The organism is Streptomyces sp. NPDC004610, from assembly GCF_040609715.1.
Lineage (GTDB): Bacteria > Actinomycetota > Actinomycetes > Streptomycetales > Streptomycetaceae > Streptomyces.
Map to the genome: position 1 here is coordinate 428,946 of NZ_JBEXLA010000001.1, position 15,243 is coordinate 444,188.

A 15,243-nucleotide genomic window follows, 5' to 3' on the forward strand; every position below is an offset into this window, starting at 1 on the left:
ACAGCGAGAAACGGGTCAGCGCCATGGCGACCACCCCCACCCGGCTGTCCAAGCAGGCCCGGCGGGAGCAACTGCTCGACACCGCCGCGGCACTGGTCCGCGCCCAGGGCACCGACGGACTGACCCTGGTCACCCTCGCGGAGGCGGCCGGGGTGAGCCGCCCGATCGTCTACGACCACTTCGGCACCCGGCCCGGTCTGCTGCTCGCCCTCTACCGGCGGCTCGACGAACGCCATCGCACGGCCACCGCACAGGCGCTGCGGGACACCGCCCCCACCGAGGACGCCGTCGCCCGGGTGATCAGCACCGCGTACTTCGGCTGCGCCCGGGACATGCCGGAGGTCACCGCCGTCTCCGCCGCCCTGAAGGGCAACCCGGAGATGGAGACGACCCGGTCCGAGCTGACGGACGGTTACACGGCCCTGATGGCCGACGCCCTCGCCCCCTACTCCGGTCTGTCCCGCGCCGCCCTGCGGCTGCGCTGCGCCGCGCTGCTGGGGGCGGCGGAGGCCCTCGCCGGTGAACTGACCCGGGGCCGGGCGACGGAGGCGGCGGCGATCGAGGTGCTGACCGGGCTGATCCTGAACGGGCCGGGCCCGCCCACGGGCCTGAGAGCCTGACGTCGGAGAACACGGAGGCCCCGCCCCGGGCACCGCACACGAACGAACGAGCCCCCGCACATCACCGGATGCGCGGGGGCTCGCTGGGAGACCGTTCCGTCAACGGGGTGCGGCGGAGCGCCTAGTACACGCTCACGCCGTACGCGCTGAGCGCCTCGGTGACCGGCTGGTAGAACGTCGTCCCGCCGCTGGTGCAGTTGCCGCTGCCGCCGGAGGTCAGACCGTAGGCGGTGCCGTTGCTGCCGTAGAGCGAGCCGCCGGAGTCGCCGGGCTCGGCGCAGACATTGGTCTGGATCATCCCGTAGACGATGTCGCCGCCACCGTAGTTGACGGTCGCGTTGAGGGCGGTGACCGTCCCGGTGTGCGTACCGGTCGTGGAGCCGTCGCGGATGACGGCGGTGCCCACGCCCGGGGTGGCGGCCCGGGTGATGTCCACACCGTTCGCGGTACCGGGCCGGGCGACGGACCCGGAGTACTGGACGATGCCGTAGTCGTTGACCGGGAAGCTGGAGCCGGTGGTGGAGCCGATGACCGCGGTACGGGCGGAGTTGGAGTACCAGGTGGTCGCGCCGTCGGTGCAGTGACCGGCGGTCAGGAAGTACTGGGTACCGCTGCTGTTCTGGACGTTGAAGCCCAGTGAACAGCGCCAACTGGTCGCATAGATGGCGTCGCCGCCCTGGATCAGCTTGTTGAACGTGCCCGGGGTGCGCTTGACGGTCAGGGCGTCGGCGTTGGCCCCGGCCTGCTGCCTGATCTCGGCCAGCTCCGCCGCGGACACGGTCGAGTCGACCGTGAGCAGCACCCGGTTGGTCTTGCTGTCGACGGCCCAGGCGGTGCCCGGGACATCGGCCTTGAGCACCGCGTCACCGGCGCTCCTGAGCTGGTTGGCACTGAACGGGGTGACGTCCGACGCGTTCGCGCTGGGGATCGCGATCGCGGCCGCGGCCACGAGTCCGGTGGTGACGGCGATCAGCCGGGTCCGTCTCGTGATTCCGCTTTGGGGGGTGGTGCGCTTGATCCTCACTTTTCGTTCCTCCACAGGGGAAGTCGGGGGCCCTCTCGTGGGGTCGGGGCCCGTGAGGCGCAGTCGGGGGCAGGGGAGACCGGATTCCGGTTATGCCGTGACCCTGACAAGCGCTGAGGGGGAGTATTCGGGGGCACGGCCGATCGGCGCAAGGGTGCCTTTCGGCCGCGCGCCCCGGAGAGGTCCGGGGCGGCGACGGCCGTTACCTGTGGATTCCCGGTGTCGTCGGGTGGTGCCCCGTCACCGGTCGGCCATGTTCCGCTTCCGGGGACGGTCCTGTGCCGTCAGCCGGCGACGTTCCGCTCGCCCGCCGCGACCGCCACGTCCAGCCGGTTCCCGGGGGGCGGGAAGGGGCAGAGGAAGTGATCGGCGAAGGCGCAGGGCGGGAGCAGGGCCCGGTTGAAATCGACGGTCGTACGCCCCTCGGCGTCCGGCGCGGCGGGCCGCAGGAACCGGAACCGATAACTGCCGTTCCCGCTGGTGGCGTCGGCGAACACGGCCCACAGCGAGCCATCGCCCTCCACCGACACCTGAAGGGTCAGTTCCCGCCCGTCCAGGACGAACGCCAGTTCTCCGCCCAACCCCAGCCCGCGTTCCCGGCCGTCCACATTGGCGACCCGGACGGTGCGCCGGGCGTCGTACGGGGTGAACCGGCCCGGCACCGACCAGCGGGGTTCATAGGGGGTGGCGTCGATGCCCCCGAAGTCGCGGCGTGCGGTGGTGGCGGGGTCGAAGTCGCGCACGCCCCAGCTGCCCTCGCGCTCCAACACCACCAGCCTGCGCGCCCCGTGCGCCACCCGGGCGGCCCCCGCCGGACCCTGATCGACGGCCAGCCGGACCCGGCCGGTGAAGGGCTCCCCGTCCAGGGTCAGCGCGTCGTCCGCGGCGGCGGTGAGGACCACCGCGTCGCCGTCGGCGGTCCACACCCCGGGAGTGGCCGGAATTCGACCGTCCGGATAGTCCTCCAGCCAGTGGGTGCCGGTCAGCGCGAGCGGTCCGTAGGGCGCGGAGACCGACTCCAGGCGCCCCTCGTGCCACCGCTTCCACGCATCGGTTGCGTCCGTCATGTACCTAACCCTTCCTTACCGGGGCACTCCGCCCCAGGTGGGAGCGCCGTGTCGCACCCCCGTATTCCATCCGCAGCACACCGCGCCCGCGCAGCAGCGGGATCACCCGGTCCACGAACGCGTCGAGTCCGTCCGGGACTCCGCGCGGCGCGAGCAGCAGTCCATCGGCGCCTTCCCGCCGTACCGGGGCGCCGAGGATCCGGTCGGCGACCTCCTCGGGCGGCCCGTCGACCCCGACCGGCCCCAGCATCCGCAGATCGGCGGACGCCCACCCCGGGTCCCCCCGCCCCACGGCGACGACCGGCCACCCGGGCCACCCGGGCTCCCCCGACGCACCCGATGCGCCTGACCTGCCCGGCGCACCCGACCCGCCCGGCGCACCCGGCGCACCCGGCGCACCCGATCCACCCGGCGCACCTGGCTCCCCCGTCCCGCCCAGCCGCCCGGCCCGTCCCCCGCTCAGCCGGTCCAGTCCCGCCACCCGCCGGGCCGGTCCGGGTCCGCCGCCCCGCCGCACCCCGGCGACCAGCCCGATCCGTTCGGTGACGGCGGCCAGCGCGCTCAGCACGGTGACCGGGTCGGCGGCCGGACCCGCCCCGTCCGCGAGCACGAAGTCGAGCAGCCCCCGCTCGGCGGTCCGCGCCAGCCGCTCCACCACCGGGTAGGTGATCCCGGGCGCGTCCAGCGGCAGCCGCACCCCCAGCCGCAGCCACCCGTCCGTCGTCATGCCGCACCCTCGGCCGGCGCGCCGAACCGCCGCGCCCCCACCCCGAGATGCTCGCGCAGGGTGCTGCCGGGATAGAACGTGCGGAACAGCCCCCGGTGCTGCAACAGCCCCACCGTCCCGTTGACCAGCCGCTCCAGATCCCGGCGCGGCTCGACCGGGGTGAGATGGAAGCCGTCCACCGCCCCGCCCGAGTGCCAGCCGGTGATCAGCTCGGCCAGATCGACCGGCCCACCCCGGTACAGGGGACCGCTCGGGGTGAAGCGCGGCCCGCCGCCGCCATGGCCGGGCTCGGCGGCCCGCTCCCCGTCCCCCAGGTCGACCAGCAGCGCCGCCAGCACCCGGACACCGGCCGGGTCGCGCCCGGCGGCGGCGGCCTCCCGGCGCACCTCGGCCCGTGCCGCCGCCGCCTGTTCGGGGCCGCCGGCGCCGACCAGCACCACATCGGCCCACTGCCCGGCCCGCCCGGCCGCCGCGTCGGCCACCCGCACCACGTCCCCGGCCGCCCCCGGCCCCTCGGTACACGCCCCGGCCCGGCCCCCGCTGATCCAGTCGAGCGTGCCGAGCGCCGCCGCGGCGTCCGGCCCGGCGGTCCGGGCGACCAGCCCGATCCGGCTGGTGACGGGGACCGCGTGGGCGAGGGTCCCGGGCGCGTCCAGCGCGCCGCGGCCGTCGTCCAGCGTCACGAAGTCCAGCCCGCCGCGCTCGGCCAGCCGGATCAGCTCGATCACCGGCCCGGCGTCGCCCGCCGCCCGGGAATCGACGGCGGCAGCGAGATGCGGCAAACCGCGGCCGTACGAGGAGGTCATCGAGGTAAGCCCTTCGCAGAGGTCGGGAGGGTGAGGGGCGGGAACAGGGACGGGGACTGGTACCGGGACACGGACACGGACACGGACACGGACACGGACAGGAACCGTTCAGGCGACCGCGGATGCGCTCCGGGCCGCGAGGAATCTGAGGACCGCCCGCGCGGTGGCGTCGTTCTGCCGGAACGCCGGGCCGCCGGTGCGCGGCCGGGTGAACGCCCCGGCGCCCCTGCCGTCGGTGGGCGGGCCGAGCGCGAACCGCCGGGGGTGCGGGGTCCCGGCCCGGTCCAGCACCCGTCCGTCGGCCGGGTCCACCGCGAGCAGCCCGTCCGGCGTGGACGCGGCCCCGTCGGCGTGCAGTTCGCGCAGCAGGGTGTCGCGGGCGCGGTCCAGGGTGGGTTCCGGCAGCCGCGCCTCGACCAGCGCCCGTGCCTGAACGCTCCACCCCGGCACGGTCGGGCTGGACGCCCGGAACACCCCGCCCTCGGCGGCAACCTCCATATCGGCGCCGACGAACCGCACCACCCCGGCCCGGGAGAGCGCCTGGAGCTGCCGCAGCCGGGGGCCGGGCGGACCGGACGCCAGATAGCTGAAGAACCCGTGCCACCAGGACCCGATGTCCCCGAGCCGGATCAGTTGCCCGTACACCGACAGCAGGGCGAGGAAGACGGCCAGGTCGGGACTGTGCGCGGGGTCATGACGCCGGTTCAGATCCCGCTCGACATACTCCCGCAGCGCCTGCTGGGCCTCCTCGTGGGAGCCGTGGCGCACCCCGGTCAGCGGTCGGTCGAGCCGGGCGAGATCGAGCCGGTCGGCCGGGTCGGGCACGGCGGCCTCGGCGAGCGCGGCCCGCTCGGCGGCGTCCCCGGCGGCGTACTTTTCCTCGAAGACGGTCCAGTCCATGCCGGTGCGCCCGGGGTGGGCGTGGAAGAGCCGGTGGTAGTGGGCGAAGCCGAGTTCCTTGACCACCAGCGGCCAGACGTCCCGGCGGAAGTCGACGCCGTCCGGCCGGGCGAGCAGCGCGTCGATCTCGGCGGGCCCGAGGAACCTCGGCAGCGGCGGACGCTCCCCGTCGAAGCCGTACCCGATCTTCGCGTGGTACGGCACTCCGCGCCGCGACCCGGCGTACAGCACCGGCTCCCGGCCCGAGGGCACATAGGTGTCGCCGTCGTACCGCCCGCCGCGCCCCTCGGTGAGCAGCACCATCAGATCGACGAAGGCCAGCCCCAGCCCGCGCACCACCACCGGTTCCCCGGCCGGGAGGACGTCGAGGTCGCTGTCGGCGGTGAACTCGGGCGGCAGATGGATCAGCCCGTGCTCGCGCGCGTACGCGGCCAGTTCGCGCTGCTCGGGGTCGAGTTCGGCGTCGAGATGGCCGAGGGTGAGCACCACCAGGTCGGCGAGGAGCGGGCGCGGCCGGTCCGCCAGCCAGACTCGCTGGCGTCCCTCGCGCGGTCCGCTGACCCGGACCGCCCGGGTGGCGTGGTGGTGGACGGTGACGCCGGGCGGCAGCGCGGCCACCGCCTGCTCGTGCACCCAGCGCAGATAGGCGCCCTGGAGCCGGCGGCCGGCGAAGGCGGACCCGTCGACACCGGCCCATTCGTGCAGGGTGGGCCCGGTCCGGACCGGTCCCTCCATGGTCACGGTGTCATCGGTGAACATGGTGACGTCCTCGGCGTGCGAGTTCATCCAGAGCAGCGGCGACTGGCCCTCGCGCCAGATCCGCCCGGCGCCCGGTGGATGCGGGTCGACGAGATGGATGTCGAGGCCCGTACCGGCGTACAGCTCGGGTGCGTTCGCGGCGATCCGCTCGATGACCCCGGTCCCCCGCGGCCCGGCGCCGACGATCACCAGGGAGCCCCTCATCGGACGGACCCGGAGAGCGGGAGGGCGACGAGGAAGGGGCGGGGCGCGCGGGGGGCGCGGGCGGGGTGGGAGGCGCGGGAGGATCTGAAGGCCCTGGAAGGCATGCGAAGGCTCCATGACACGACGGTTCGAGAACGCCGGGAACTCGAACACCGGTGATGCCTTCACACGGGCGCCGACGGGCGGCGCGGCACGGCCGAGCCCCTCAGCAGGGCCGTGGTGCGATGAGAGTACGGGCCGGTTCGCGGGCCCTGTCAAGGCTGTCCGAACTGTGAGCAGCGCGGCGGGAGCCGGTTGACGCGGAACCGGATGCCTGTTCCACTTGCCCCATGCATCCGCAGCAGTGGCTGGTCACCCGCTCCCACATCGACCTCGGTCGAGTGTGGTCCTGTTCCTGTTGAGCTGACCCCTGCTGCACGGCCCGCGTCCGCCCGCTGAGCGGACGCCCTCGTGTCTCCCGCCCGCCGCCCGAACCGTCCGGCGGGGACGCGCACCCCTTCGCCTTCACACGCGCCCCTCGCGTCAGCGTTCGCCTTTCCTCAGCGTGGCTCAGCGGTGACTCAACGGTTGAGCCTTCTCGCCAGCGGCGGCTCAGCAGTCGCAGCCCTGTCATCAGCGGTCGCTCAGCAGCCGCAGCCGCTCCTCTGACAGTGGCTCAGCAGTCGCTGCCGTTCCGCCGGCGGTGGCTCAGCAGCCGAAGCCGTTCCTCCGGCGATAGCTCAGCAGTTACAACCCCCGCACCCATCACAGCAACACCCGTCACAGCAACTGCCGCACTCGCAGCAGCCACCGCAGTCACAGCCGTCGCAGCCGCCCTGCTTGCGCTCGCCGGTCCACGGGTCCTCGTACTCCCCGCAGCAGAGCTGGCAGGTGCAGCCCAGGGCGAGGAACACCGCGCAGCCCTCGATCAGTCCGCGTCTGCGGCGTGGCGGCTCGGGCGGCTGCGGGGTGCCGGGCGAGTCGGGCGGCGCGTAGGGGCCGGTGCCGTGAGCGCCATGGCTGCCGTGGGCGGCGTGTGTGGCGCAGGACGCCGTACCGAAGGCGCGGTCGACGGAGGCGGGGAGTTCATGGACGAGCAGCCGGTGGGCGAGCCGTCCCTCCTCGAACTCGACCTCCCCGAGCGCCAGCCGGATGCCGTGCACGGCGTCGTCGGCGAGGCGGCGGGCCTCGGTGAGCGGGGTGCCGGTGGCGGTGAGCGGGTTCCAGGCACCGGCCTCGGCGTCCGCGTCCCGGTCCTCGACGGCGTCCAGCAGATGGGCGAGGCGCCCGAAGAGCCGCCCGGCCTCGGCGAGGGGTGCGGCGTTGCCGGGGCGCGCGGCGAGGATCGCGGTGTGCGCGAAGGCGGCGGCGGTGGCCGACTCGGTGGGCTCGGTGACGGTGAGCAGCGGGGTGCCGGGTCCGGCGAGGGCCTCGATGCCGAGCTGCCGGTCGACGGCGTCGACCAGGACATCGGTGTCGAAGCCGACGGCCGAGCCACCGCGGGCCCCGGCCCGCCCCCAGCTGTCGGCGACCCGGCGGGCGGCCAGCGCGACCGGACGCCGGGCCAGCAGCCCGTCCCCGTCGGCGACATGGTCGCGCACCTTGGCGGAGGCCAGCACCAGCGACACCGCCGCCGCGAGCCGGGCGCCCTCGCCCTTGGCGACGGAGGCGGTGCGCATCCCGCGCAGCGGACAGGGCCCGGCGGTCCGCCGCCAGGCGCCCGTCTCCCGTACCGCCCCGGCGAGCTGAGCCTCCGTCAGAACGGAGATCAGCAGCCCATCGTAATTGGTGACAACCCGGGCGAACTGCCCGTGATCCTTGCGCAAGGCGAGGCACAGCCCGCACAAATGCGCCATCCACTGTGTGGTGAGCCGCTCCCCGAGCCGATGACGGCAGGGCTTGACGATCCCGAACATGGTGCTCCCCCGTGCTCCCCCGCGCTGCGCGCGATCTTGACGCCCCGTCGAACAGGCGCCCCCGCACCGCATGGTATCGGCCGACCGGCCGCCCGCACCCTTCGATCTCGTTCACCCGTACGACCCCGTCCATCACCCGTACGCCCCGAAGAGTCATATTTCACTCACAGTCAGCAGCCATGAGGGTCAGGACCCTTGGGAAGCCTTGGGGCACACGGGCTCTCGACGGATCGGCTGTGCACCAGTACCGTCACAAACCCCCCGCGCGGCGTCTATCCACTTGGCGCGTCACACGCATCATGGATGACCATAGGGATGCGGAACGCAGAACAGACCGCAGTGAGAGGAGGCGTCCATGGGATCGGTGCGCAAGGCGAGTGCGTGGCTCGGCCTCGTCGACGACAGCGAAGACGAGCGCTACTACGACGACGACAGCTACGAGAGGAACGAGCCCGGGGACGCCTGGGTCACGGACCCCCGGGTCAAGGTCGCCACGGACTCCGCGCAGGAGAAGGGCCGCCGGATCGCCACGGTCACCCCGGACAGCTTCCGGGACGCCCGCGCGATCGGCGAGCTGTTCCGGGACGGGGTCCCGGTCATCGTGAATCTGACGGCGATGGAGGCCGGCGACGCCAAGCGCGTGGTCGACTTCGCGGCGGGCCTGATCTTCGGGCTGCGCGGCTCCATCGAGCGGGTGTCGAACCGGGTGTTCCTGCTCACCCCGGCCGACACGGAGATCGTCACCGGTGAGCCGGCCGCGCATCGCTCGGACGGTTTCTTCAACCAGAGCTGAGGCGGGGCCGCTCACCCGGCCCTGCCCACGCTCGCCCCGCCGGCGCCGGCCCCCGCGCCCCCGTCACCCGGTCAGCGGAAGGCGTCCAGCCCGGTGAGGGCCTTGCCCAGCACGAGCTGGTGCATCTCGACCGTGCCCTCGTAGGTGAGCACCGACTCCAGATTGCTCGCGTGCCGCATCACCGGATACTCCAGCGAGATCCCGTTGGCACCGAGGATCGTCCGCGCGGTACGGCAGATCTCGATCGCCTCGCGCACATTGTTCAGCTTGCCGAAACTGACCTGCTCCGGCCGCAGCCGCCCGGCGTCCATCCGCCGCCCCAGATGGTGGGCGAGCAGAATCCCCTTGTGCAGTTCGACCGCCATGTCGGCGAGCTTGGCCTGCGTCAGCTGGAACCCGCCGATGGGCCGCCCGAACTGCTCCCGCGTCTTGGCGTACTCGACGGCCGCCTCGAAGCAGCTGCGCGCCGCGCCCATCGCCCCCCACACGATCCCGTACCGGGCGTGCGACAGACAGCTGAGCGGTCCACGCAGCCCGATCGCCTCCGGCAGTACGGCGTCGGCGGGCAGCCGCACCTCGTCGAGCACCAGCTCGCTGGTGACGCTGGCGCGCAGCGACCACTTGTGCCGGATCTCCGGCGCGGCGAACCCGGGCAGGCCGGTCGGCACGACGAACCCCCGGATCCCCTCCTCGGTCTGCGCCCACACCACCGCGACCCCGGCGACCGACCCATTGGTGATCCACATCTTCCGCCCGGTGAGCACCCAGTCGGACCCGTCCCGCTGCGCGTACGTCCGCATCGACGCGGGATCCGACCCGTGATCGGGCTCGGTCAGCCCGAAGCACCCGATGACCTCACCGGACGCCATCCGCGGCAGCCACTCCTCGCGCTGCTCCTCACTCCCGAACCGGTGGATCGCGTACATCGCGAGGGACCCCTGCACCGACACCAGCGAACGGATCCCGGAGTCTCCCGCCTCCAGCTCCAGACAGGCCAGCCCGTACTGCACGGCACTGGCCCCCGCGCACCCGTACCCCTCCAGCGACATCCCGAGCGCCCCGAGCGCCCCCAGCTCCCGCGCCAGCTCCCGGACCCCGGGCAGCTCCCCCTTCTCGAACCACTCCGCCACCGACGGCCCGACCCGCTCCCCCACCCACCGCCGCACGGAGTCCCGCACGGCAAGGTCCTCGGGCGCCAGCAGCTCATCGATCCCGAGGGGATCCCGGGGATCGAACCGCACGCGCGGGGAGGACGGGGAGGAGGAAGAAGTAGAGGACGGGGACGGGGGCTTCACGGACATGGCGAACCTCCAGAGCACCAAAAACTAGCACCGCTAGGAACGCCCCTGACGCTACGGCCACGCGCTCGCCTTATCCAGCGCTGAAACGGCGGCGAATCGGAGGCGGGGTTCTTGAGCCGGGGGAAGCAAGCCGGGCCGAGGGCGAGCGGCCTCGGCCGACCCGCGCATCCCCACGGCGCAGCCGCCGCCGATGGCGATCCGCCCCCACGGGAGAGTTCAGCTTCTCAACAGGGGGTCGCGGGCCGGCGGGTGGGTGACCTCTCTCGGCGCCGGGACCTCCACCACTCCCGCCTCGCACTGCACGAGCCGCGGCAACCGCAGCGCCATCACCGCCCCCAGCAGCAACAGCCCCGCGCTGACCAGCAGCGTCATATGCAGCCCGTGCACAAAGGAATCCCGCGCCGCCCGCCGCAGGACCCCTCCGGCGGACCCCCCGATCCGCCCGGCCACCTCGTACGCCTCGCCCAGCGAATGCCCCGCCGAGGCCGACGCCGACGCCGGTACCCCGGGCACCGCCTTCAGCCCGGGGGCATAGGCCGCGTTCATCACACTGCCGAGCAGCGCGATGCCCAGCCCGGCACCGAGCTGGTAGGAGGTCTCGCCGATCGCCGCCGCGCCCCCGGCCTGCTCCTGGGGAGCCTCCGCGAGCATCGACTCATAGGCCCCGAAGAGCGTCGTCTCCAGTCCGAACCCGAGCAGCACGAACCCGCTCAGCAGCAGCGGAGCGTTGTCGTCGCGGCCCATCGCGGTCAGCAGCACCACCGCGAACGCGGTGAGGCAGAACCCGGCGCACACCATCCGCCGGGGCCCGAACCGCCGCAGCAGCCGCGCCCCGAACAGCCCGGCGGCCATCGCGGCGATGGTCAGCGGCAGCAGCCGCAGCCCGGTCTCCAGCGGGGACAGCCCCAGCACCAGTTGCAGATACTGCGCCGCGATCAGTTCGAGCCCGACCAGCGCGAGCATCGCCAGCACGATGCACCCGACGGACGTACTGAACGCCGGACGGGAGAACAGCCGCAGATCCACCAGCGGATGCCGGCGCCGCCGCTGCCGTCGGACGAAGAGGACCAGCAGCGCCGTGCCCACGGCCAGCGGGACCACGGTGTACGCGCTGAGCGCCTGCTCACCGGCGCCGAGCCGTTTGACGCCGAGCACCACCCCGAACAGACCGCCCGCGGCCATCAGCGCGCCGGCCACGTCCCAGGGCCCGTCGCCCCCGCCGAGTGGACTCGGGCAGCAGCAGCCGTCCCACCGGCAGGCTGATCAGCATCAGCGGGATATTGACCAGGAAGACCGAGCCCCACCAGAAGTGCTCCAGCAGAAACCCGCCGAGCAGCGGTCCGAGGGCCGCGCCGACCGCGGCGACCGCGCTCCAGATGCCGATGGCGACGGCCCGTTCCCGGCGGTCGGGGAAGACCTGCCGCAGGATCGACAGCGTGGCCGGCATGATCATCGCGCCACCGACCCCGAGCAGCGCCCGCGCCACGATCAGCAGCTGCGCGCTGTCGGCGAACGCCGCCAGGGCGGAGGCGACGCCGAAGAGGGCGTAGCCGAGGAGCAGGATCCGTCTGCGGCCGACCCGGTCGCCGAGCGTGCCGAAGAGGATCAGCAGCGCCGCGCAGACCAGCGGGTAGGTGTCGACGATCCAGAGCAGCTCGGTCGCGCCGGGGCGGAGGTCCTCGGTGACGGCGGGCACCGCGACATGCAGCACGGTGGCGTCGACCGCGACCAGCAGCAGGCTGGTGCAGAGGACCACGAGGACGACCCAGCGGCTGGCACCGGCCCCGGCCGCCCGACGGCGCAGCAGAGCGGCGGCCGTGGTCGTCCCGGACATGTACGTACCTCCCAGATGTTCCCTCGCCGTGGGCGGGATCGCGGGGGTCGGGAAAGGGGGGACTCCTTGGTGACCCGGCCGGAGAGGAGCGGTGTCTCCGGCCCGCGCGGCGGACGGCGAGTGACACGTCAGCGTACGCGAGTTCCCCCGGGGGACGGGTGTCGGACCCCGCCTTCTCCCGGCAGGGCATGTGGCGTGCGCCACGTGGGCGTCGGGGCAGGTCGGCCACTCCCCGCACAGCGCCATGACCCCTCGGGCGACGACCGCCCCGGGGCGCCGTGCGCCGACACCCGGTGATCGCCCGGATAACTCCGCACGATCCCCCGGTGAACGCATTCACACGCCCGGCGGAACACCTCCTATGGAGTAACCAAATGAATTCGAAGGAGACCCGCCCCGGGGATTCCGGATTCCCGTGAAATTAGGCCGCCTTGAGAGCAATCCCACATCACATCGTCATCACAAAGGCGTAGCCTGTACGGGGTTCTCAGCTCACTCCCTGTAACGTCGATTGCGTGCGTACCGAATCAAAGCCGACCCGGCTGGACCGGATGTTCGCCCGACTGGATCGTGAGCCGGCGCGGCCCGGCCTCGACGTGCCCCGGATGACGCGGCACCGGGTGGTGCTCTTCGGCGCGACGCTCACCTTCTACATCACGATCGTGCTGGCGGTCGCGACCACCTCGTGGCTGGTCCGGCTGGACTGGCAGGCGATGCTCTTCCGCCCGTACCAGCAGTGGCCGGAGGTGCACGCGTTCCTGGACTACTGGGTGGTCCTGGGCCAGCGCGGCCCGACGGCCGTGATGGTCACCGCCTGGCTGGGCTGGCGCTGCTGGCGGCAGCACACCCTGCGCCCGCTGCTGGCGTTCGGCGCGGCGCTGCTGCTGCTCAACATCACGGTGGGCGCGGTGAAGTACGGCCTGGGCCGCTCGGGTCCGCACTACGCGACCGAGGTCGGCTCCAACGAGATGTGGCACTGGTTCCAGGCCGGCAGTGACATATTTCCCTCGGGTCACACCGCCAACGCCGTGGTGACCTGGGGCATCCTCGCCTATCTGGCGTCCACCCCGGCCGCCCGCCGCTATCTGTCGGCGCTGTCCGCCATCATGTCCCTGTCCGTGGGTCTGACCACGGTGTATCTGGGCACCCACTGGCTGAGCGATGTCCTGCTGGGCTGGGCCGCCGGGCTGCTGGTGCTGCTGGCGCTGCCCTGGCTGGAGCCGCTGATCGGCCAGGCCGAGGCATGGCTGCTGGCCCAGCGCGACCGGGTGTACGTCCCGCGCGCCCGGCGCGTACCGGCGCCCCCGGCCCCCGCGCTGCCGGCCGTCCCGGTGGCCGCCTTCCAGCCCCACCCGGCCCCGCCCGGCACCGCCGACCCCGGTCCGCTGCACGAACCCGCGGCCTGCGAGCCGGCCTCCTCACCGCGCGGCGGCGGCGCCCGCACGCCGGCCCGGCTGGCCCCGGGCCCGCACCCGGTCCGCCCCGAGCGCACCCCCGTCACCCCGGTCGGCGCCCGCCGCCCACCGCACCCCGACCGCCCCGCGCGCGGCGGCCCGGCGACGACGACCCGCCCCCTGACGGCGAACGGCCAGCGCGACACCTGACCGGGACCGGGCCGCCCCGGCCCCTCCGGCCCGCTACCCCTTCCAGGCCCGCTTCACCCGCCCGCCCTCGACCTCGAAGTTCAGCCGCCCCTGGCGGTACTCCATGGTGATCATCGCGCCCGGCGGCAGCGCCCGGACGGTGGTCCAGCCCCGTTCCCGCGCCCGCCGCTCGGCGGCCTCGGCGCCGAGGCCGACATAGGGGCCGGTGGGGTCATCGGGGTCCGTGGGGGGTGTCGGTATACGTGGCATGCCGCCACGCTAGGCGCTCGGCGCCGCGGGCGGAAGCGGGGGCGGACACCGAGGGTCACCGGTACCCGACCGGTCACGCTTCTGTCACAGGATCACGACGGGCGTTTCCCGGGAACTCCCTCACCCGGATGACGGTATCCGGCCGCCTTCCACCGGCATTCGAACGCAATTCCCGTGTGCCGGTCCGATCGCCGGAAAAGGCGCCCGGGGAGTTCCGCGAGGCTGGTCCCCGTACCGCATTTCATTCCGTTTCCGGGCGGGCCGGGAAGCCGGTGGCGCACAGGTATTGCACGGCCACCACCCAGAATCGCCCCCGCCCCGGCCCGGTGACCCGAGCGAGTGAGCGAAGGGGCGAGGGGGCGAACGAGCGAGGGCCACACCTTCCTCTTCGGCGGCTGCTCCTTGCCGCGCGAGGAAGCCCCCCCGCTCCAGGCACCGGACCCGACCGGAACCCGGAGCAGAGGGCAGGGTTATCGCTCAGACGTCGAGGCGCTGGCCCGGCACGATCACATCCGGATCCGCGCCGATGATCTCCCGGTTGGCGGCGTGCAGCCGCTGCCAGGTGGTGCCGTGCCGGTCGGCGATGGCGCCCAGGGTGTCGCCCGCGCGGACGGTGTAGTCATCGCGGGCGGAGCCGGGGTCGCCGTGCCCGGACGCACTGGCCGGCTGCCCGGTCGGCGGCGCCTTTCGCTGGGAGGTGCCCGGCGAGGACGCGGCGGGTGCCGCCGGGGCGTCGCCGTAGGCGCCCGCCTTGACCGAGCAGGTGGGCCACGCGCCCCACCCCTGACCGCGCTGCACCTTGGTGGCGATGGCGATCTGCTGCTCCTTGGTGGCCCGGTCGGCGGTCGGCGCGTATGCCGTGCCGCCGTACGCCCGCCAGGTCGCGCCGGAGAACTGGAGTCCGCCGTAGTAGCCGTTCTCGGTGTTGATGTGCCAGTTGCCGCCGCTCTCGCACTGGGCGATCCGGTCCCACACCCCGCCGTCCGCCGCGGCGGCGCCGCCGGTCGCGGCCAGCAGCCCGAGCGGAGCGAGCAGGGCCGCCCCGGCGAGAACCGCCGTCGTACGGGTCTTGCGGATGCTGCCGCGGGTGGTATCGGCACATTCGGACATGTAGTTCCCTCTCCACGGACCCGGGATCCCCGGACGCGGTGCGCGCTCCGCGCGAAGGCGCGGTGCGGCGCACCCGTCCCGTCCGCCGAGGGGCCTGCTGTCGTACGGGTGGTGCGATGGCGGACGTGCCCGGACGGTGCTCGGTGCACACGGCGCAGGAATGTACGGAGGAGAGCGAGCCGGTGGCAATGAACTGCCTGTCCTGGCAGGCCAGTTGGGCGTTACCGGCGGTAGCGTCGAGTTCCGGACACCCACTTCATCCCTGCATGTCGCCATATGGTGACCGCACCTGGGCGAAACCTGTGAGACACCTCACCGCCGTAAATCCATTGACATTCCCCCTGCCTGAC

The 15,243-nt window shown here is 73.4% G+C and carries 12 protein-coding genes and 1 pseudogene; 3 read left to right on the forward strand and 10 right to left on the reverse strand.

The window, feature by feature from the left end; all coding sequences use genetic code 11:
• The first annotated feature begins 23 nt into the window (after positions 1–23).
• Positions 24–620 (forward strand): TetR/AcrR family transcriptional regulator, encoded by a 597-nt coding sequence (locus tag ABZX40_RS01870; RefSeq protein ID WP_355748298.1) that lies wholly within the window; start codon positions 24–26, stop codon positions 618–620.
• A 121-nt stretch (positions 621–741) separates the two neighbouring features.
• On the opposite strand, the gene ABZX40_RS01875 is transcribed toward ABZX40_RS01870, so the two are convergent.
• The 6 genes from ABZX40_RS01875 to ABZX40_RS01900 form a co-directional block, all read right to left on the reverse strand.
• Positions 742–1,644, reverse strand: coding sequence for a S1 family peptidase (locus ABZX40_RS01875; protein ID WP_355748300.1), 903 nt, complete (start codon positions 1,642–1,644; stop codon positions 742–744).
• 284 nt (positions 1,645–1,928) lie between these two features.
• Complete coding sequence (locus ABZX40_RS01880) at positions 1,929–2,711, reverse strand: DUF1684 domain-containing protein (protein ID WP_355748303.1); 783 nt, start codon at positions 2,709–2,711, stop codon at positions 1,929–1,931.
• A gap of 4 nt (positions 2,712–2,715) precedes the next feature.
• Positions 2,716–3,438 carry an LLM class flavin-dependent oxidoreductase gene (locus ABZX40_RS01885; protein WP_355748306.1) on the reverse strand — a complete coding sequence of 241 codons (723 nt, stop codon included), beginning with the start codon at positions 3,436–3,438 and terminating at the stop codon, positions 2,716–2,718.
• Positions 3,435–4,244: an LLM class flavin-dependent oxidoreductase gene (locus ABZX40_RS01890; RefSeq protein ID WP_355748309.1), complete on the reverse strand. Its 810-nt coding sequence runs from the start codon at positions 4,242–4,244 to the stop codon at positions 3,435–3,437. Before ABZX40_RS01890 ends, ABZX40_RS01885 begins: the two co-directional genes overlap by 4 nt.
• A gap of 108 nt (positions 4,245–4,352) precedes the next feature.
• Entirely contained in the window at positions 4,353–6,107 is a 1,755-nt protein-coding gene (locus ABZX40_RS01895) for an FAD/NAD(P)-binding protein (protein ID WP_355748312.1), read from the reverse strand.
• Between the two features lie 719 nt (positions 6,108–6,826).
• The gene (locus tag ABZX40_RS01900) at positions 6,827–8,002 is read right to left on the reverse strand and encodes a DUF5685 family protein (RefSeq protein WP_355748315.1); all 1,176 of its coding nucleotides are present in this window, start codon (positions 8,000–8,002) and stop codon (positions 6,827–6,829) included.
• Positions 8,003–8,357: 355 nt separating this feature from the next.
• Here ABZX40_RS01900 and ABZX40_RS01905 point away from each other — a divergent pair, with 355 nt between their 5' ends.
• Complete coding sequence (locus ABZX40_RS01905) at positions 8,358–8,795, forward strand: cell division protein SepF (RefSeq protein WP_355748318.1); 438 nt, start codon at positions 8,358–8,360, stop codon at positions 8,793–8,795.
• Positions 8,796–8,866: 71 nt separating this feature from the next.
• Here the strand turns inward: ABZX40_RS01905 and ABZX40_RS01910 are convergent, their stop codons facing one another.
• Together ABZX40_RS01910 and ABZX40_RS01915 are read right to left on the reverse strand one after the other, a co-directional pair.
• A complete protein-coding gene (locus tag ABZX40_RS01910; protein WP_355748321.1) occupies positions 8,867–10,096 on the reverse strand; it encodes an acyl-CoA dehydrogenase family protein in 1,230 nt (409 codons plus the stop codon).
• Between the two features lie 216 nt (positions 10,097–10,312).
• Positions 10,313–11,930, reverse strand: a pseudogene (locus tag ABZX40_RS01915) (MFS transporter).
• Between the two features lie 515 nt (positions 11,931–12,445).
• On the opposite strand from ABZX40_RS01915, the gene ABZX40_RS01920 reads away from it, so the two are divergent.
• Positions 12,446–13,534 carry a phosphatase PAP2 family protein gene (locus ABZX40_RS01920; protein WP_355748324.1) on the forward strand — a complete coding sequence of 363 codons (1,089 nt, stop codon included), beginning with the start codon at positions 12,446–12,448 and terminating at the stop codon, positions 13,532–13,534.
• Between the two features lie 33 nt (positions 13,535–13,567).
• Here the strand turns inward: ABZX40_RS01920 and ABZX40_RS01925 are convergent, their stop codons facing one another.
• Together ABZX40_RS01925 and ABZX40_RS01930 are read right to left on the reverse strand one after the other, a co-directional pair.
• Positions 13,568–13,783 carry an I78 family peptidase inhibitor gene (locus ABZX40_RS01925; protein WP_355748327.1) on the reverse strand — a complete coding sequence of 72 codons (216 nt, stop codon included), beginning with the start codon at positions 13,781–13,783 and terminating at the stop codon, positions 13,568–13,570.
• Between the two features lie 477 nt (positions 13,784–14,260).
• A complete protein-coding gene (locus ABZX40_RS01930) occupies positions 14,261–14,893 on the reverse strand; it encodes a transglycosylase family protein (RefSeq protein WP_355748330.1) in 633 nt (210 codons plus the stop codon).
• Positions 14,894–15,243 lie beyond the last annotated feature (350 nt).